This window comes from Pseudomonas sp. NPDC087346 (assembly GCF_044744235.1).
Lineage (GTDB): Bacteria > Pseudomonadota > Gammaproteobacteria > Pseudomonadales > Pseudomonadaceae > Aquipseudomonas.
On sequence record NZ_JBIUXX010000032.1, the window covers coordinates 30,601 to 47,820 of the forward strand.

Annotated in this window: 16 protein-coding genes; 7 read left to right on the plus strand and 9 right to left on the minus strand. The window is 56.3% G+C overall.

From position 1 onward, the window contains the following. Window positions 1-21: 21 nt before the first annotated feature. Both dusA and ACIOZM_RS19070 read left to right on the plus strand, forming a co-directional pair. The gene (gene dusA, locus ACIOZM_RS19065) at window positions 22-1,002 is read left to right on the plus strand and encodes a tRNA dihydrouridine(20/20a) synthase DusA (protein ID WP_401216380.1); all 981 of its coding nucleotides are present in this window, start codon (window positions 22-24) and stop codon (window positions 1,000-1,002) included. Between the two features lie 28 nt (window positions 1,003-1,030). Continuing rightward, window positions 1,031-1,138, plus strand: a complete 108-nt coding sequence (locus ACIOZM_RS19070; protein WP_401216347.1) for a hypothetical protein — start codon at window positions 1,031-1,033, stop codon at window positions 1,136-1,138. On the opposite strand, the gene ACIOZM_RS19075 is transcribed toward ACIOZM_RS19070, so the two are convergent. Then, window positions 1,139-1,972 (minus strand): undecaprenyl-diphosphate phosphatase, encoded by an 834-nt coding sequence (locus ACIOZM_RS19075; protein ID WP_401216348.1) that lies wholly within the window; start codon window positions 1,970-1,972, stop codon window positions 1,139-1,141. It abuts the gene before it with no gap. Between the two features lie 570 nt (window positions 1,973-2,542). Here ACIOZM_RS19075 and ACIOZM_RS19080 point away from each other — a divergent pair. The 3 genes from ACIOZM_RS19080 to ACIOZM_RS19090 all read left to right on the plus strand — a co-directional run bounded on the left by ACIOZM_RS19080 (window position 2,543) and on the right by ACIOZM_RS19090 (window position 6,014). Then, complete coding sequence (locus ACIOZM_RS19080; protein ID WP_401216349.1) at window positions 2,543-3,283, plus strand: winged helix-turn-helix domain-containing protein; 741 nt, start codon at window positions 2,543-2,545, stop codon at window positions 3,281-3,283. 277 nt (window positions 3,284-3,560) lie between these two features. Beyond that, window positions 3,561-4,220, plus strand: coding sequence for a helix-turn-helix domain-containing protein (locus ACIOZM_RS19085; protein WP_401216350.1), 660 nt, complete (start codon window positions 3,561-3,563; stop codon window positions 4,218-4,220). Between the two features lie 399 nt (window positions 4,221-4,619). Further along, window positions 4,620-6,014, plus strand: coding sequence for an undecaprenyl-phosphate glucose phosphotransferase (locus tag ACIOZM_RS19090; protein ID WP_401216351.1), 1,395 nt, complete (start codon window positions 4,620-4,622; stop codon window positions 6,012-6,014). A gap of 946 nt (window positions 6,015-6,960) precedes the next feature. Here the strand turns inward: ACIOZM_RS19090 and ACIOZM_RS19095 are convergent. From ACIOZM_RS19095 to galE, 6 genes are all read right to left on the minus strand, one after another. Beyond that, window positions 6,961-9,039 carry a YjbH domain-containing protein gene (locus ACIOZM_RS19095; protein ID WP_401216352.1) on the minus strand — a complete coding sequence of 693 codons (2,079 nt, stop codon included), beginning with the start codon at window positions 9,037-9,039 and terminating at the stop codon, window positions 6,961-6,963. Then, entirely contained in the window at window positions 9,036-9,797 is a 762-nt protein-coding gene (locus ACIOZM_RS19100) for a capsule biosynthesis GfcC family protein (protein ID WP_401216353.1), read from the minus strand. The genes ACIOZM_RS19095 and ACIOZM_RS19100 overlap by 4 nt, the downstream gene beginning before the upstream one ends. Continuing rightward, window positions 9,794-10,459, minus strand: a complete 666-nt coding sequence (locus tag ACIOZM_RS19105) for a YjbF family lipoprotein (RefSeq protein ID WP_401216354.1) — start codon at window positions 10,457-10,459, stop codon at window positions 9,794-9,796. Before ACIOZM_RS19105 ends, ACIOZM_RS19100 begins: the two co-directional genes overlap by 4 nt. A gap of 12 nt (window positions 10,460-10,471) precedes the next feature. Beyond that, window positions 10,472-11,590: a polysaccharide biosynthesis/export family protein gene (locus ACIOZM_RS19110; protein WP_401216355.1), complete on the minus strand. Its 1,119-nt coding sequence runs from the start codon at window positions 11,588-11,590 to the stop codon at window positions 10,472-10,474. Window positions 11,591-11,682: 92 nt separating this feature from the next. Beyond that, entirely contained in the window at window positions 11,683-11,919 is a 237-nt protein-coding gene (locus tag ACIOZM_RS19115) for a hypothetical protein (RefSeq protein ID WP_201204907.1), read from the minus strand. Window positions 11,920-12,149: 230 nt separating this feature from the next. Beyond that, window positions 12,150-13,166: a UDP-glucose 4-epimerase GalE gene (gene galE / locus ACIOZM_RS19120; RefSeq protein ID WP_401216356.1), complete on the minus strand. Its 1,017-nt coding sequence runs from the start codon at window positions 13,164-13,166 to the stop codon at window positions 12,150-12,152. Between the two features lie 388 nt (window positions 13,167-13,554). On the opposite strand from galE, the gene galU reads away from it, so the two are divergent. Together galU and ACIOZM_RS19130 are read left to right on the plus strand one after the other, a co-directional pair. Then, window positions 13,555-14,388, plus strand: a complete 834-nt coding sequence (gene galU / locus ACIOZM_RS19125; protein WP_401216357.1) for a UTP--glucose-1-phosphate uridylyltransferase GalU — start codon at window positions 13,555-13,557, stop codon at window positions 14,386-14,388. Between the two features lie 40 nt (window positions 14,389-14,428). Continuing rightward, a complete protein-coding gene (locus tag ACIOZM_RS19130; RefSeq protein WP_401216358.1) occupies window positions 14,429-14,839 on the plus strand; it encodes a mannose-1-phosphate guanylyltransferase in 411 nt (136 codons plus the stop codon). A gap of 92 nt (window positions 14,840-14,931) precedes the next feature. On the opposite strand, the gene ACIOZM_RS19135 is transcribed toward ACIOZM_RS19130, so the two are convergent. Continuing rightward, entirely contained in the window at window positions 14,932-16,062 is a 1,131-nt protein-coding gene (locus ACIOZM_RS19135; RefSeq protein ID WP_401216359.1) for a GDSL-type esterase/lipase family protein, read from the minus strand. A 111-nt stretch (window positions 16,063-16,173) separates the two neighbouring features. Continuing rightward, the gene (locus ACIOZM_RS19140) at window positions 16,174-17,214 is read right to left on the minus strand and encodes an acyltransferase family protein (RefSeq protein ID WP_401216360.1); all 1,041 of its coding nucleotides are present in this window, start codon (window positions 17,212-17,214) and stop codon (window positions 16,174-16,176) included. Between the last annotated feature and the right edge of the window lie 6 nt (window positions 17,215-17,220).

Sequence of the window (17,220 nt, forward strand, 5' to 3'; positions counted from 1 at the left end):
TTACAAGACAAGAAAAACGTTATAAATCAAGGCATTACCAATAGAAGATTTAGCGTCGCCCCCATGATGGACTGGACAGACCGTCACTGCCGTTTCTTCCTGCGCCTCCTGTCGAAGAACGCCCTGCTCTACACCGAAATGGTCACCACCGGCGCGCTGCTCAACGGCGATCATGAACGCTTCCTCCGCCACAACGAAGCCGAGCACCCGCTGGCGTTGCAGCTCGGCGGTAGCGTTCCACTCGATCTGGCCGCCTGCGCGCGTATGGCTCAGGAGCACGGTTACGACGAGGTGAACCTCAACGTCGGCTGCCCGAGTGATCGGGTGCAGAACAATATGATCGGCGCGTGCCTGATGGGGCATCCGCAGTTGGTGGCGGATTGCGTGAAGGCGATGCGTGATGCGGTGTCGATTCCGGTGACGGTGAAGCATCGGATCGGGATTAACGGGCGGGACAGTTACGAGCAATTGTGTGATTTCGTCGGCACGGTGCGTGATGCCGGGTGCACGAGTTTTACCGTGCATGCGCGGATTGCGATTCTGGAGGGGTTGTCGCCGAAGGAGAACCGGGACATTCCGCCACTGCGTTATGACGTGGCGGCGCGGTTGAAGGTGGATTTTCCGGAGTTGGAGTTCGTGCTTAACGGCGGGATCAAGACGATGGAGGCCTGCCATGAGCATTTGCAGACTTTTGACGGTGTGATGCTGGGTCGTGAGGCGTATCACAATCCGTATTTGCTGGCGGAAGTGGATCAGCAGCTGTTCGGCAGTTCGGCGCCGGTGATCAGCCGTGCCGAGGCGCTGGCGCAATTGCGTCCTTATATCGCCGAGCATCTGCTCGCTGGCGGCTCGATGCACCACATCACGCGCCATGTGCTGGGCCTGGGCACCGGGTTCCCGGGGGCGCGTAAATTCCGCCAGTTGTTGTCGGTGGATATTCACAAGGCCAAAGATCCGCTGGCGTTGCTGGATCAGGCAGCGGAGTTGCTTGAAGGTCGTTGATTGAAGGTTTGAATGTGCGGGCAACGGCATGCTGCAAGCTGCGTATTTCACCTCAGCGTTGCAGCGCTACCGTCAGGACTCGCCGGACGCGGAACTCAGCGACCTCGCCGTCGCCGCGCTAATCAGCAGTCAGTAATCAGCTCGCCGCCGCAGCCGTCCAGTTCACCCAACCAAACATCCACGTAGCCAGGATCAGCAAGCCAAACGCGATCCGATACCAGGCGAACGCGGCGTAGCTATGGTTGGCAATGAACTTCAGCAGACCGCGCACGGCGATCATCGCGAAAATAAACGCGATCACGAAGCCCAGGGCGAAGACCGGCAGGTCGCTGCTCTGGAACAGGTCGTGATACTTGTAGCCGGAATACACGGCGGCACCGACCATGGTCGGCATGGCCAGAAAGAACGAGAACTCGGTGGCGGCCTTGCGTGACAGGCCAAATAGCAGGCCGCCAATGATGGTCGATCCGGAACGGGATGTGCCGGGAATCATTGCCAGACATTGTACGAAACCAATCTTCAACGCGTCAGACCAGCGCATGTCATCGACATGATCGACGCTCACGACATGGCGGCGTTGTTCGGCCCATAACATGACGATACCGCCGACAACCAATGCAACGGCTACGGTGATCGGGTTAAACAGGTATTGATGGATTTTGTCAGCGAACAACACACCCAGAACCACAGCCGGAAGAAATGCAATCAACAAATTGAGGGTGAAACGTTGAGCATTGCGCTCGGTCGGCAGGCCTTTGACTATCTCGAAGATCTTCGGTCGAAACTCCCAGACGACGGCAAGAATGGCACCCAGTTGAATAATGATGTTGAACGCCATGGCGCGTTCACCGCCGAAGCCCAACAAATCAGCAACGATAATCTGGTGGCCCGTACTGGAAATGGGCAAGAACTCGGTCAGACCTTCTACCGCACCTAAAATCAACACCTGGCAAAACGTCCAGAAATCCATTAATCCTCCGTCAGAGCGCTCTTGCGAGCGACCGGTTGATAACACTCAGGGGTTGAGTATCAGAAATAAAACAATCGGTGTGCATGAAGATCAAAAGATCGCAGCCTTCGGCAGCTCCTACAGTGGTTACACATTTAAAATGTAGGGGCTGCCGAAGGCTGCGATCTTTTGTTGTTTAAGAATATGACTTATCAAAAGACACACTCAAGGCATGTTAATAAACGTCCGCTTACGAACTGCTCTGTAAATATTTAGGCACTTGGTAGTAAAAAGTTCATCAACGCAATAAAGTGTGACCTGCTTCACACTATGGTAAATGGCCAAACAGTGGCAATAGGACATGAACAAACCAATGGCCATCGTTTCAAAATAGTGGCACAATTCCATATTGCCACTATCTAACGACTAGTTCACAACCCCGAGAAAATCAACTAAAAGCTTGAAAAGCTTAATTATTGTTAGAAAACTCGCGGGCCACGTCTAAAATCCGCCTAAATGTTACCAATTGTCAGTCACAGATGAGAACCGGTGCTTTAACATCCCGATGTCAGCACCTATTTGAGTCAATGCATGATGCTTACAGCGAACTTAGCGACTAGAAGCCCGCGCCCGACAAATGACGAACCCGGCGTTCTCACTCTGGGCCGTACCCGTGGCGTGGCTGAACATTTTAGAGCGCTACTCGCCAGGCACGTGCGGACCGATATGGCGCTTGAAGTCAATTCGTACACTAGTTCATATAACAGCAATGAACAAACCGGTACGTATCGCGCCATCTTCATCGTTATCGACAGCCCTCAAGCCCTCGAAGACAGTCTCGCGCTGGTTGAAAGCCTGCGCACCGATAATTTGAAGCCCATCATTTGTGCGGTGATCACCGGGCGTGGTACCTACAACAAGATAAAATACTATCTTGCCGGCGCCGACTTTTGTATCAAGCTCAATACGCTCACCGACGAAGGCTCCGAGTTGCTGGCGGAGTTCTTCAACAGTGAAGAATGGCAGCGCGATATCAGCCTGGTGCTCGACCCTACCCGTATCAGCCTGCTGGGCAACAGCAAGAAACTCGATATCTCATTTGCCGAAATGAAGATCCTCGAAGCGTTTGCGCAAACCAGCAATCACATCCTGAGCCATGATGAAATCGCCAATATCATGGGGCTCAACACCAATTTCTACGACCCTCGAGCGCTGGAAAAATCGATCAGCCGCTTGCGTGGAAAAATCAAGGACATGTATGGTACCAACGCGATTCAGAGTATCCGCGGCTATGGCTATCGCCTGATGCGGGGTCTGATATCGACTGCCTGACTCCGGGCAGCCAACCATTTTTGCACATACGAAGGAACGTCTGATGCAACTATCAAGCACTATCTGCACTGCAAGTACATTTATAAATAGAAACATGAATGAGCGCGGCAACACCGAACCATAATAATAAACTTAATAACATAGCAGCAGATTGAGTGGAACCTATCGAGGACCAACTTTGGGCCCAGACCCTGCCTTTCGATTACTTCCAAGGAAGTCATTACTCGACTGCCGATTATCTTTTAGCCAAATTTGGTGTGTACTTCAGGAGAGATACATGGAAACTAGTACAACCCTCCCAAAAAAATATTTTGTTGTCGTGACGAACAGCACAACGGCGCAACGTGAACTTGAAAGCATCTTGTCCAGTGAGCGTTTCAATTCGTTTGGCACGTCTCAGGCACAAATGTTTATTGAAGGTTCTGCTTCGCCCTCTTCCGCCCCCGTACTGATGGAGTTCACTTACCCACGCGGTACCCGAAAACACGTCGCGCACAGCATCGAACATGATACGCAGCGAATATTGGCCACCCTCGAATCCGAATGGCTGGCTGCTCAATCGGCAAAGCAGTTCAATAGCGTTCCGACATTGGCAGAGCAAGCCAGCGATATGTTCCGTGCCGCTGAGGGCGACGCTCCTTGTACTGCAACCTGGCATCTCGACGACGTCCATAACGCCTTGATCAAAGAAGGCATCGAAATCAGTCTGACCGGGCTGGAAACTGCACTGGTCAAGAAGATGCTGCACCATGAAGAGCGCGTTGTCAGTCGAGAAGAGCTGATCCTCAGCATCGGCAGAGAGCCAGAGCAATATCGCGGACTGGAAATGTGCCTGAGTCGCCTGCAGGACAAATTCAAAAGCGCCAGTCACGGTGAACGATTGTTCCGTGCCGTCAGAAATCGCGGTTATTGCCTGATCCAGGAAGTCGTCGCGTAAACACCTGCTTTGCGCGCCTGACAGCGCGTACAAAACAAACAGAAACAGTGCGATAACAAAAACAACAAGAGCACTCTGTTTGGCTTTATCCCTCCCTGGTTAAATTTCGCTTCCCTCCGCTACCTCCTACAATAGCAAAATCAATATTGATTATTCACCCTTCCCTGCTCGACCATTTCTAACGTCCTCTTATTTAATTATTAAAAAGTTGGCACATGGCCATCTTGTTAGAACTCGTCAGACAGCATCTCCGACAATAACTTAGTCTATTGATTGACGACAGTTCGGCACATCGGCGCTGTTACCTCAGAACATTCGCTATAACAAAAACAATAAGCCTACTTAACAGCTCGGACTTCAACTGTCGAAATCTGAATGGACGTCTTTTGGGGATATCGTATGGAACTTACTCTTAGTATCGATCGAAACACCGGCCTCAAGGGACTTACCTTTTGGGGCCAATGGGCACTGGCGCAAGCCTTTGTCGTTGCACTGCTGTTCATCCTTGCCGAGCGGCACACGGGAACGGTCGAGTTCTATTACCGCATGTGCGCGACACTGGCGGTTCTGGCCTCGGTTCCGGCTTATACCTTCAGCGGCGTTTATCGCAAGCGAGACAACTATCTGGCGGGTCTCGGACGGCTGTTCATGGGCTGGTCGATGACCATGGTTGCGCTGGCGTGCATCGCGTTTGTCTGCAAGGCCGATGAGGTGTTTTCGCGCGAGGTGACGCTGAGCTGGGCGGTCTACGGCTTCCTCGGTCAGGCATTGCTGTATGCGCCGCTGCATGCATTCTCGAAGTTCTATCAGCGGTCGCGTGAGCGTGAGCACAAAACCCTGATCGTCGGCACTGGTGAGCTGGCGTTGGGTTTGGCGAACAAGCTCAATCAAATGGAAAACCTGCCGCTGGTGGGCCTGGTCAGCAACGGTACCCTGCCCTCTCTGGATTCGAATGCTCCACGCATTGTCGGCGCCCAGGAAGATTTGCTGGAGCTGATCAAGGCGCATGACATTCGTCGCTTGTACATCACGCTGCCGTTGTCTGAAGCGGCGCAGATCGAAGCGATGTACGTCGATTTGCTCGGTGCCAACGTTGATGTGGTCTGGGTGCCGGACTTGAACAGTCTGACGCTGCTCAATCACTCGGTGAAGGTCGTGGACGGTATGCCGGCGATCTATCTGAACGAGAGCCCGCTGACCAGCCGCCCTACCGCGGCCCTGAGCAAAAGCCTGTTCGAGAAAGGCGTGGCGCTGCTGGCGGTGATTCTGCTGAGCCCGGTGTTGCTGGGCATTGCCCTGGCGGTGAAACTGACCTCGCAGGGCCCGGTGTTGTTCAAGCAGGACCGCCATGGCTGGAATGGCAAGGTGATTCAGGTCTGGAAATTCCGCTCGATGCGCGTCCACGATGACCATGAGGTTAAACAGGCCAGCCGCAACGACTCGCGTATCACCGCAGTCGGTCGCTTCATCCGTCGCACTTCGCTGGACGAACTGCCGCAATTGTTCAACGTGCTGCAAGGGCATATGGCACTGGTCGGCCCGCGTCCGCATGCTGTCGCACACAACAATTTCTACTCGGGGAAAATCCTCGCTTACATGGCTCGCCACCGGATTAAACCGGGGATCACCGGGCTGGCGCAAATCAGCGGCTGCCGGGGTGAGACGGACACCATCGACAAGATGCAGAAGCGTGTCGAGATCGACCTTCAGTACATCAACAACTGGTCGTTGTGGCTGGATTTGAAGATCCTGGTGAAGACGCCGTTTACGTTGCTGTCGAAGGATATTTATTGATGGGCTGGTGATCACCGCGCAGCACCGCAAGGGGACGAAAGTCCCCTTTTTTGTGGCTGGGATTTGGAGGTGGAGTGTCAGGCTGAGGCGATGCTGCCCATGCCGACGCCTTCGCTGGCAAGCCAGCTCCCACAGGGATTTGGGGTGTACTCAGGCTTTCGGCACAACCACAGAACCTGTGGGAGCGTGGCTTGCCCGCGAAAGCGGTGTGTCAGTCACCGAGGATGTTGGCTGGGCTGACGCCATCGCTGGCAAGCCAGCTCCCACAGGGATTTGGGGTGTACTCAGGCTTATGGGCACATCCCGCGAAACTTGTGGGAGTGAGCCTGCTCGCGAAAGCGGTGTATCAGTCACCAAGGATGTTGGCTGGGCTGACGCCATCGCTGGCAAGCCAGCTCCCACAGGGATTAGAGGTGTGTGCTGGATTTCGGCACAACCACAGAATCTGTAGGAGTGAGCCTGCTCGCGATAGCGGTGTGTCAGTCACCAGAGATGTTGGCTGGGCCGACGCCATCGCGAGCAGGCTCGCTCCTACAGGGATTTGGGGTGTGCTCAGGCTTTATGAACAGCCAACGAATCTGTAGGAGTGAGCCTGCTCGCGATGGCGCTGTGTCAGTCACCAGAGATGTTGGCTGGGCTGACGCCTTCGCGAGCAGGCTCGCTCCTACAGGGATTTGGGGTGTACTCAGGTTCTATGGACAGCCACAGAATCTGTAGGAGTGAGCCTGCTCGCGATGGCGCTGTGTCAGTCACCAGAGATGTTGGCTGGACTGACGCCATCGCGAGCAGGCTCGCTCCTACAGGGATTTGGGGTGTACTCAGGATTTCGGCACAGCCACAGAATCTGTAGGAGTGAGCCTGCTCGCGATGGCGGTGTGTCAGTCACCAAGGATGTTGGCTGGGCTGACGCCATCGCGAGCAGGCTCACTCCCGCAGGTTGCGACCTTTACTCGGTGATCTTGCCGAAGTTGCGGTAGAACATGTCGCTGTCACGGCTATCCGTCATCGAATGCAGTTGATACCCACGATTAAGCCTCGCACCACCATCACGCGTCAGCGGTGCCCACACCAGGTTGGCGCGGCGCATGGTCGACATGCTCATCAGTTCGTCGAACGGAATCGACAGGTAGATGCCTTTGTCGAAACTACCCTCGCCATACTCGGTACTGCCCGCCGTGGTGATCGTCGCCCACGCACCAAATCGCACACCGTTGGAAAACTCTCGCGAGATATCCAGCGTGCCACCCCAGTCCCCGGCCAGATACCGCCCGACACTGACCGCGGCCAGCGTTTCGTAGGGCAAATCCGTGTACCCGGTGATATGCCCGGTCACTACCGAATAATCCCTCAGGCCAAAACCCTGATCGAATTCACGCTGCCGCACATAGTTGAGATCCGCCCCCACCGACCAGCGCTCGCCGGTCGGACGGAACAGCACCTCGCCCCCGACCCCGGCGAACATCGACTCCAGATAACCACCGTAGACCATCCCGAACAGATCTTTGTCCAACTGCTCGGTGTGGCTGAGTTGGAACAACGGCATGGTGACTTCAGATGTGGTCAGGTACTGACGCAAATCCGTGCGCACACGCGGCAAACCACTGGGTGCGTCGTAGGTGAATTTGTCGAAGTTGTTCGCCAGGTTGGTGCTGAGCAAACCGCTCCACCAGGTGCTGCGGTTGAAGCGGTACTCGGCGTCCACATCAGCGCTGAACTGATAGAGCAAGCCATCCGGGCCGCCGACGTTCTGCTTGAAGCCCAAACCAACGCCATAACTGAAGTGCTGTGGCGCTTCGGTATAGAGGACTTTCTCGTTATGCGGCATCGCCGGGTTGATCTCGGTGGTGCGGTGCAGCGACTCCAGCGGCTCCTCGTTATTGATCACTTCGCGGAAGGTCTGGCGCGGCACGCTGGTCTCTTCGAGCGGCAGGTCGTAACGCTTGTTGACCACGGTAAACCAGTCGATATCGTCGTTGACGCTGTTGTCGAGAATCCGGCTCGCACGACCGACCGCTTTAGCCGAATGGAAGTAACGCCCCTGCTCGCCATACACGATCAACTCGGAATCACGCTGGCTGATGCGCTCGACCTTGTAGCCAGCGTTCTGCTGCAAGCGCTGCGACACCTCGGCCCAGTTGACCTGATCCGGCGCGGTAGTCGGCGCCTTTGCCGGCAACGGTTCGGCCGGTGGATCGAAGGTTTTGGCCGGAGCCTTGCGACTGGCGAAATTGGTGTGAAAAGTCAGGCCGAACATCGCCGTGTTGCCCCGCTCCCAGGCCGCGCTGACGTCGAGCGAATCAGTCACTTTGAACATCGCGCCAAAGTTGATCGGCGAGTCCTGCTTGATCACGTTGTCCTTGGGCTCGTGCTTGTAATCGTTGCCTTCGTATTCGAGTTTCAGGCTGAGCCGATCCCATGGCGTCTGATAGCTCACACCACCGAAAAATGAAGGCTTGCCACGAAAGTACGACCCGGCGTTGACGTCACCAGTGCCTTTTACAGCTGGTCGAGTCTTGAAGCGATCATCGAGATAGCCCAGCGGGTTGTCGATGTCACCCCGATTGCCGATGTAGCCCCAGGCAAGGCCGGCGCTGAAATCGAAGTTGTCATAACGCTTGTTGGCGACGAAAAACTCACTGGAGAACAGACCCGTACCACCAATGTCTCGAAAGCCCAAGGCCACGTCGGGCGCCCAATGGGTTTCCTCCCACAAGCGGACTTTGGCATCGACCGCCTTATCCTTATAGCTTTGGGAGCCACTCAGGGCCTCGGAGCCGTACGGACGGTTGGTGATGGCGGTGTAACGAAACGAACCTTCGAGCCAGTCCAGCGGCTGCAGCGAAACGCTGTAGCGGCTGTAAGGCTCGGTGCGGTTGGCGTTGATGCTCAACTCACCGGCCGGCGCCATGCGCGCCGTCGGCGTCTGCAACAAACCGGTACCGCCGAAATCACCTTGAGTAATGCGCGGCTCCGCATGAGCCAGACCACAGGGCAATAACAACACAGCTGCAAAACGTAAATTCAACGAACCACCTCGGCCAGCTGCGTGGCAATAAATTCGGCCAACTGCTGATTCAGTTCAGGGAGAGGCGGATCTAGATCATCATTTTTTACCGGGACCAGAATCTTGCTGCCGGCGACGGGAATGTGCCCGCTCTCGCGATTCCAATGCGCGATGCCGACTCGTCGCGAGACACCGTTGGGCTGGATCAGCCACAGATAATCGGCCTCGGCATCGACCAGCAGCGAGCAGCCTTGCAGGTATTCGCGAGCTTCCTGCAACGGCTGATATGGCAAATGGCACGGCTCGGCAATGGCGCCCAGCACTTCAACTTCATCGACCCGGGTCGGGTAGATCAGGCGGTCACCATCGTCCAGACGAATGTTGCGGGCGAAGCCGACTTCCAGCGCCACCGGGTCCAGATCTGCGACCTGACGCCCCGTGACCGGCATCTGTTGGACTTGCTCGGCCAGCCGCAGCGCCAGCGCGGCGCGACTCGGTCGATCAAAGAGCAACGCCATGCGCTGCAACACATCCAGATCAAACAACACGCCGGCCTTGAGCCGCTCCTGTTGTTCAAGCAAGGACTGACGCAGCAACACACCCGCCAGCCAATAACCTTCGGCATTCGGTTGCGCCACGCTGACGACATCCAGCAAACGCCCGCCCTTCGGCAGCTCGACCGGGCCCGGGTTGGCCACGTCGCCGCTGACGGTGACCGCTGCCTGACTGACGCCGCTGATCAACAGCAGGCATGCCGATAAAACCCTGAGCCGCTTCAAGGAACATGCCTGCGATCAGGGGTCAGTTGCACGATCCTGATGCGCAATTGTGCGGTCAGTTGCTGCTCACTCTGCACAATGAAACCGTCCACCGGATCGACCCAATAACGATTGGTCGCACTCAGGCCGATGGCCGGTGCGTCAATCTGCTCATCGACACGTAGCACGCTGTATTCCTTGTTGAGGATTTCCACGGTGGTCATGGATTTGCGCAAGAACCGACTGCTGACCATCACCCCGACTTCCTGACCTTTGTAGAGATCGATCCAGCGCTGGCTGGTGTAGCCATCGGCAACCTGATGCAGGCCTTTTTTGAAGGGCGCGGCGTCGGACAGACGCGTCCCGTCGAGATCGCCTTCCAGACCCAGGCCAATGCTGCGCACCGCCAGGCCATCACGCAGCAATAGAACCTGCTTGCCGGAAGCGACCCAGAACTGCAAATCATCGCGCTCACGCACCAGCGCCAGCACCCCGGAGCCGGACGGCGTGGTCAGCTTGATTTGCGGATAATTGACCTCGGCCACCTGCTCCGCCGATACGTCCAGGTCATCCGGGCCGACCATCGCCGACTTGAGGTTGCGCAAGGACGCGTTCATCAGCGGGTTACAGCCACACAACATCAGGGCCGCCATCAGGCAGACGCCAACTTTCAACGTTTTCACAGTCGGCGGGCCTTATTTGGCGTTGTTGTTACTGAATTCGCTCCAGTTCTTCGCTGCCGAAGCGCCGGTACCGACAATCGACGCCGACGGCACCAACTGACTGATAAAGCGGTTCCAGCGAGTCACGTTGGCCGGCCCGACATACACCACGTCCTGCGGGCGCACTTCGAAGTGCGAAGCGAGTGCCATGGCGGTCGGCGATTCGGCTTCCAGCTGGTAGATCTTCGCCGGCTCGACGTCGAGGTTTTCCACCCCGCGAATCACGTACACGGCGTTGCCGTTGGAAGTGGTCTGACTCAAGCCGCCGACCGAACCGAGAACATCGGACAGGTTCATCGTCGCGGTCTTGAAGCTCAGTGCACGCGGCTGGTTGACCTCGCCCATGACGTAGATGCGCTTGGCGTCGTTGTACGGCAGGTACAACTGATCACCGCCCTTGAGGAAGACGTTCTGCAACTGCGAGTCCTGCTTGTTCAGCGTGTCGAGATCGAGCGGATACTGACGCCCGTTGCGCGTCAGCAACAGGCCCGACAAGTCGGCATTGTTGGTATCGATGCCGGCAGACCCGAGGGCCTCGACCACGCTCAGCGGATTAGTGGAAATCGCTTGCGGCCCGGCCTTGGCAACCGCGCCGGTCACCACGACTTTCTGACTGGCAAAACGCAACACGGCGACGTCCACCTGCGGCTCGGCAATGAACGCCGATAGTCGCTGTTCGATGTCGCTGCGCAGTTGCTGGATAGTCCGGCCGGCGGCCTGGACTTCCTTGATGAACGGGTAATAGAGCGTGCCATCCGAACGCACCAGACGGCCGTTGGCATCGATCTGTTGCTGTGCGCCGGACGGTGCCGTCAGCTCCGGGTGATCCCAGACAGTGATGTACAGCACGTCGTTATTGCCGATGCGGTATTCGGCCGGGGTCGCCAGCAATTCCGCTGGCAACGGCGTGCGCTTGTACGTGGCACGGTTCATCGAGATCAGCTTGGGGGTGATCGGAATGAGCTCGACCCGGCTGCTTTCACTGGACCCTTGGCGGGTGATGGAACTGGTGCTCAGGTATTGGCCCGGGGAAAACATGCAACCTTGTAAAGCGAGACTTGCCAACATTAAGAGATAAACACTACGAGTCATATAATGGCACTACGCTATTCAAGGGCGAATCTAAAAACAAAGTCACCCGACTTTCGTCGGGCGACCTTGTACTGCACTAACAAGTATTTCTGTTAGTTATGCGTGCCGGTTGTACCGGTGGTACCCGTCGTACCGGTGGTACCGCCGTTGGCACTGCCACCGCTGTTGGACGCCGCTACAGCGCTGGCAACCATTGCAGTACTGGCTGCAGGCGCTTGGGAAGCCGCTACATTGCCACCTACATTGGTCACCGCTGTAAGCGGCGCTTCAGCTGCGGCAGCCCAGTTGCTCAACATCGACAACAGGGCAATCGCCATCACTTTTTTCATAACAACTCCTTTCTAACATTCGGCCTGTTAAAAACCGGCGTGTGTTAGAGGTGGTAGCGTTCAAGTCCGCAAAAAGCGCGAACAAGATCCGTCGTTCTCTCACAGTCTTACCCAACTGATAAAAGTCGAACGGCGGGTTTATATCTACGGACTTGCAAATGGCATTTCCAGTCTAATTTCCCGACGTTATCTAACAGTCTGACCGAAAATAACATTGCACTAAAACGCCACTATTGCAGATAACCCTTGGGGTGATTCGATTGCCAGCGCCAGGTGTCGGTTACCATTTGCTGCAAGTTGCGCGTGGCTTTCCAGCCCAGCTCTTTTTCAGCCTTCGACGGATCGGACCAACACTCGGCGATATCCCCGGAACGCCGTGGCATCACCCGGAAAGGTACTGGCTGCCCACACGCCTGTTCAAAGGCGCGCAACACTTGCATCACGCTGTAACCATCGCCTGTGCCGAGGTTCCAGGTGTGCGCGCCGGTGCGGTCGCTGATCGACTGCAAGGCCTTCAAGTGCCCGTCCGCCAGATCCACGACGTGGATGTAGTCGCGCACACCCGTTCCATCCGGTGTCGGGTAATCGTTGCCGAAAATCGCCAGCTCTTGCAGGCTGCCGACCGCGACCTGACTGATGTAAGGCAGCAGATTGTTCGGAATGCCGTTGGGGTCTTCGCCCATGTGGCCGCTGTCATGCGCGCCAATCGGGTTGAAGTAACGCAGCAAACCGATGCTCCAGCGCGGCTCGGCTTTGCACAGGTCACGCAGGACGTTCTCGACGATCAGCTTCGACTGGCCGTAAGGATTGGTCGGGATGCCGGTCGGAAAGTCCTCGCGGATCGGCATCTGTTCCGGCTCCCCGTACACCGTGGCGGAGGAACTGAACACCAGCCGGAACACCCCGGCCGCCGCCATTGCCTGACACAGCGTGATGCTGCCGCCGACGTTGGTTTCGTAATACTCAAGCGGCTTGCGCACGCTCTCGCCGACAGCCTTGAGCCCGGCAAAATGCAGCACCGCATCAATGGAATGCTGCTGGAAAATCCGGTCCAGCAACGCCCTGTCGCAGACATCGCCGCGAATCATCAGCGCACTTTTTCCGCAAATGGCTTCCACCGCATGCAGTGCCGCGTCGCTGCTGTTGCAAAGATTATCCAGAACAACAACTTCATAGCCTGCTTCAAGCAGGGCAAGTGTGGTGTGCGAGCCGATATAACCAGTGCCACCCGTTACCAGAATCTTCATAGCGCGGTCCGTAATTGGATAAATGCCAATAAGCGTGTCAAGCCCCATTGATTGATTCTGTGTGGCAATCCACACAAATAAGGCGACAACAACCAAAAACAATTTCAGTTCAATGACTGGCAATAAATATTTTTGCAGTCCACACTGTATTGCCTGGTACTTATTAGCACTCCGGCCGCACTCATCACTATCAACAGATACCGACTAAAAATAACTAATAACAACCAAGTCGACATCTCATAACATTGCTGCACTTCACACACATTGATAATTGCCTTTAACAACCTGACTCAGGTATTAAAGTAAGCCTTCAATATCTCTTGAAACTTGCAACCTTTCGTTATTGCTCGCACGTTGCTGTGCGCCATGAAATGTCCAGGATACTTTTATGATTCGTAAATGCTTGTTCCCCGCTGCCGGTTATGGCACGCGTTTCTTGCCGGCAACCAAAGCCATGCCCAAGGAAATGCTGCCAATCGTCAACAAACCGCTGATCGAGTACGCCGTTGAAGAAGCACGGGACGCCGGTCTGCAACACATGGCCATCGTCACCGGCCGGGGCAAGCGTGCGCTGGAAGATCACTTCGACATCAGTTACGAACTCGAACACCAGATTCGCGGCACCGAAAAAGAGAAGTTCCTTGCCGGCACCCGTGAGCTGATCGACACCTGCACCTTCTCCTACACCCGTCAGATCGAAATGAAGGGCCTGGGCCACGCGATTCTCAGCGGCCGTCCGTTGATCGGTGATGAACCGTTCGCCGTGGTGCTGGCCGATGACTTGTGCCTGAACCTGGAAGGTGATGGCGTACTCGCGCAGATGATTCAGCTCTACAAGAAATTCCGCTGCTCGATCGTGGCCATCCAGGAAGTCCCGGCGGATCAGACTCACAAATACGGGGTGATCTCCGGTGAGCTGATTTCCGACGGCATCTACCGCGTCAACAACATGGTGGAAAAACCGGCACCGAAGGACGCCCCGTCGAACCTGGCGATCATTGGCCGCTACATCCTCACGCCGGATATCTTCGACCTGATCGCCGACACCGAACCCGGCAAGGGCGGCGAGATCCAGATCACTGACGCGCTGATGAAACAGGCGCAGAACGGTTGTGTGCTTGCCTACAAGTTCAAGGGATTGCGCTTCGACTGCGGCGATGCCGAGGGTTACTTGCAAGCGACCAATTTCTGTTACGAAAACGTCTACCTCAAAGGCCGCTGAGACGGCTGCAACACCCACTCTTCACATCAGGCAGGCCACCATGAACATTGCACAACATTCCGTAGAGATTGAACGCGAGGTGGGCAACCTCGGGGTGATGAGCTGGCTGTCACGCCATCAGCCGCTGCCCAGCGCCAATGAACCGTGGCTGGGCAGCACACTGCTGGTAGAGCGCATCGGCATGTTTCCTTCGTCCGGCGACATTCGTTGGCCGCTGGCCGACCCCTATCCCCTGCTCGCGCATCTGAAAAAGCTTTATGGCGAACAGGCGCTGGAGATCGATGACCGTGATGGCTTGAAAGTGATCTTCAGCGACTGGCGCTTTCGCGTGCGCATTTGCTGTAACGATCCGGCGATCATCATCAACGTCGAAACCCGTTGCGCCGCACAATTGATGCCGCAAAAAACCGCCGAACTACTGACTCACCTGCAAATCTTCGAACAACACTGAAACCCCTGTAGGAGCTGCGGCACGCTGCGATCTTTTGATTCTGCTTTTAAAAACAAGATCAAAAGATCGCAGCGTGCCGCAGCTCCTACGGGTTATTGGTTGCAGGGGGTGTTTGTGGTCGGGTCAGAGGAAATCAGTCGGTAGAAGTAATCGGCAATCACCTTGCCGCCCGTGGCCGGCAGCGGATGAATCTTGTCCGGGCCGATCATCGCGGCGGCATAGCGTTTGACATCCGGACCGAACGCGCACTGCATATCGGCGTACCCCAGATGCTGCGCACGCGCCCAGGGTTGCAGGACCTGCGCATAAGCCGACATTGGGTAAGCACTGGATCGTGAGGTGTCCTGACGCAGGATCAGGTTGATGCTGGCCGTCGGCTGGATCTCGCGAATCATCCCCACCAGGCCCTGAATGTTCTGCAGATATTGCTCGGGTTTGACCCCAAAACTCTGATCGTTGCCGCCGAGCATGATCAGGTAAATGTCCGCAGGGATCTTCGACACCACCGCTTTCCACTGCGTCTGCCAGTGATCATCGCTGTGGTAGAAATCAGCGGATGCCGCGCCGGACGCTGCCAGTTTCGACACGCGCACGCCGCCCTGATCGTTGCTCATCCACAGGCCAAACAAGGTCGGTGCGCCCTTTACTACTTCGAGTTTGAAGCTCCAGTCCGCCGCTGACGACGTGCCCGGCAGTGGCACCTCTTGCACTCCGGTGCCGGAGAGGATCAAGGGTTGCCAGTTTTCCGAGGGCGACCAGCGATAGCGCAACTCGCTGGATTCGCCGTTGCCGAGATAGAGTAGTTTCGTTTGAGTGACGGAGGTGTTGATCGCTGCTGTCGGCGCAGCATCGATTTGCAGCCATGCGCCGGGATGCCCCGTCACAGTACGACTGTCGGGGCTGGCTTGCCCCAGGCCGGAGACCTTCCAGTCGCCGCCAAAATACTTTTCGCTGCTGCGGGTGTACTTGAAATGCGTGCCGCCGAGTGCCGCGCCGTGGTTGAAGCCGACATAACCTGGCCCGGCGAAACCCACCTCCCCGGCCACTCGCTGCACCAGTTTGTTCAGGTAGAAATCCTGCCCGGCGCTGTAGCTGTCGCCGATCACCGAGATACTCAGAACCTTGCCGGCCTTGCCTTCGCGCCACTGCGCAAACCGCTCGCGCGCATCGCCGACCTCGACCACCGACGCCGCAACTGGCTGGACGTCATCAACTGCAACCATGCATCAATTTCCTTTATCAGTGATCACCCACTGTAGGAGCTGCGGCACGCTGCGATCTTTTGATTCTGTTTTTTAAGATCAAGATCAAAAGATCGCAGCGTTCCGCAGCTCCTACAGGGGATTTGTAGCTGGGGCGATAGTGCTTGCAGGCTTTTTGGCAGCCGCCCGCTCGCCTAAAAACAGCACGGAGGTGAAGTTGAACCGACTGAAAATCATCGACAACACCACCGGTCCCAGCAAACCGAACGCCACACCGCCGAGCACCAAAAGGCTCTCATCCTTCACGCCCAAACGCCCGAGGACGAAGCGCGAAGTGGCCGCAAACAACACATGAAACAGGAAAATCGCATAGGAATAGCCGCCCAGCCAGGTCAGCCACTTCGAGCGCATATCACTCGACAGCAACGCGATGCACGACACACAACCGACAGTCAGACCGATCAAGCTACGGCGGTCAACAGTCAACTCACGATCAATCGCCGCCACGTACAGCAGCGTCAGCGAGATCAGCACAAACACCAACGGCCCAAGCACCTTGAACCGTTGCTTCAGCGCTTCAACATTTTCCTGCCCGATCATCCCCGCCACAAAAAACGGCAGCAGGTAAATCGCCCCGTTGATGCCAAACGCGTCGACCTTGAACGGCGGCAACAAAAACACCGCAGCGGCAAACGCAAACAGCAGATACAAACGCGTCGCTGTGCGCAGCAAACCGCGCCATTCCAGCAGGCCGACGAACATGAAAATGATGAACACCGCCTGCAAGAACCAGAAGTGGTTGATCGGCACCCAGAACGACAACAACGCGTCGATCACGCCGACATCCTTGTTCACCCCCGGGCCAACCGCTTGCAACACCGAGAACGGCACACCGACGCAAAACAGCGGCACGATCAGCCGCCGAACCTTGCCGCTGAAGAACGCCGAAAAGTCATTGCCGCGAATTTTGTAGATGGAATAGATGTAGCCCGAAATGAAGGTGAACAGCGGCATGCGCACGTACACCATAGAGTCGGCGATCACCCGGAACGGCGAGCCCAGGTCTATTTTCAAACCTCCGCCCAGCGGACCGATAACGTGATAAAGCACCAGCAGTAGGCACGCCAGTCCGCGCAGGGTTTCGATTTCCAGCGACTTTTTCTTGCTCGACATACAGCT

What these genes read in the sequence shown, in the direction of transcription:
- ACIOZM_RS19080 (WP_401216349.1), top strand. Translation starts at nt 2,543, where the DNA reads ATGATGCTTACAGCGAACTTAGCGACTAGAAGCCCGCGCCCGACAAAT.
- ACIOZM_RS19110 (WP_401216355.1), bottom strand. Translation starts at nt 11,590, where the DNA reads ATGACTCGTAGTGTTTATCTCTTAATGTTGGCAAGTCTCGCTTTACAA.
- galE (WP_401216356.1), bottom strand. Translation starts at nt 13,166, where the DNA reads ATGAAGATTCTGGTAACGGGTGGCACTGGTTATATCGGCTCGCACACC.
- ACIOZM_RS19090 (WP_401216351.1), top strand. Translation starts at nt 4,620, where the DNA reads ATGGAACTTACTCTTAGTATCGATCGAAACACCGGCCTCAAGGGACTT.
- galU (WP_401216357.1), top strand. Translation starts at nt 13,555, where the DNA reads ATGATTCGTAAATGCTTGTTCCCCGCTGCCGGTTATGGCACGCGTTTC.
- ACIOZM_RS19135 (WP_401216359.1), bottom strand. Translation starts at nt 16,062, where the DNA reads ATGGTTGCAGTTGATGACGTCCAGCCAGTTGCGGCGTCGGTGGTCGAG.
- ACIOZM_RS19085 (WP_401216350.1), top strand. Translation starts at nt 3,561, where the DNA reads ATGGAAACTAGTACAACCCTCCCAAAAAAATATTTTGTTGTCGTGACG.
- ACIOZM_RS19130 (WP_401216358.1), top strand. Translation starts at nt 14,429, where the DNA reads ATGAACATTGCACAACATTCCGTAGAGATTGAACGCGAGGTGGGCAAC.
- ACIOZM_RS19140 (WP_401216360.1), bottom strand. Translation starts at nt 17,214, where the DNA reads ATGTCGAGCAAGAAAAAGTCGCTGGAAATCGAAACCCTGCGCGGACTG.
- ACIOZM_RS19070 (WP_401216347.1), top strand. Translation starts at nt 1,031, where the DNA reads ATGCTGCAAGCTGCGTATTTCACCTCAGCGTTGCAGCGCTACCGTCAG.
- ACIOZM_RS19115 (WP_201204907.1), bottom strand. Translation starts at nt 11,919, where the DNA reads ATGAAAAAAGTGATGGCGATTGCCCTGTTGTCGATGTTGAGCAACTGG.
- ACIOZM_RS19075 (WP_401216348.1), bottom strand. Translation starts at nt 1,972, where the DNA reads ATGGATTTCTGGACGTTTTGCCAGGTGTTGATTTTAGGTGCGGTAGAA.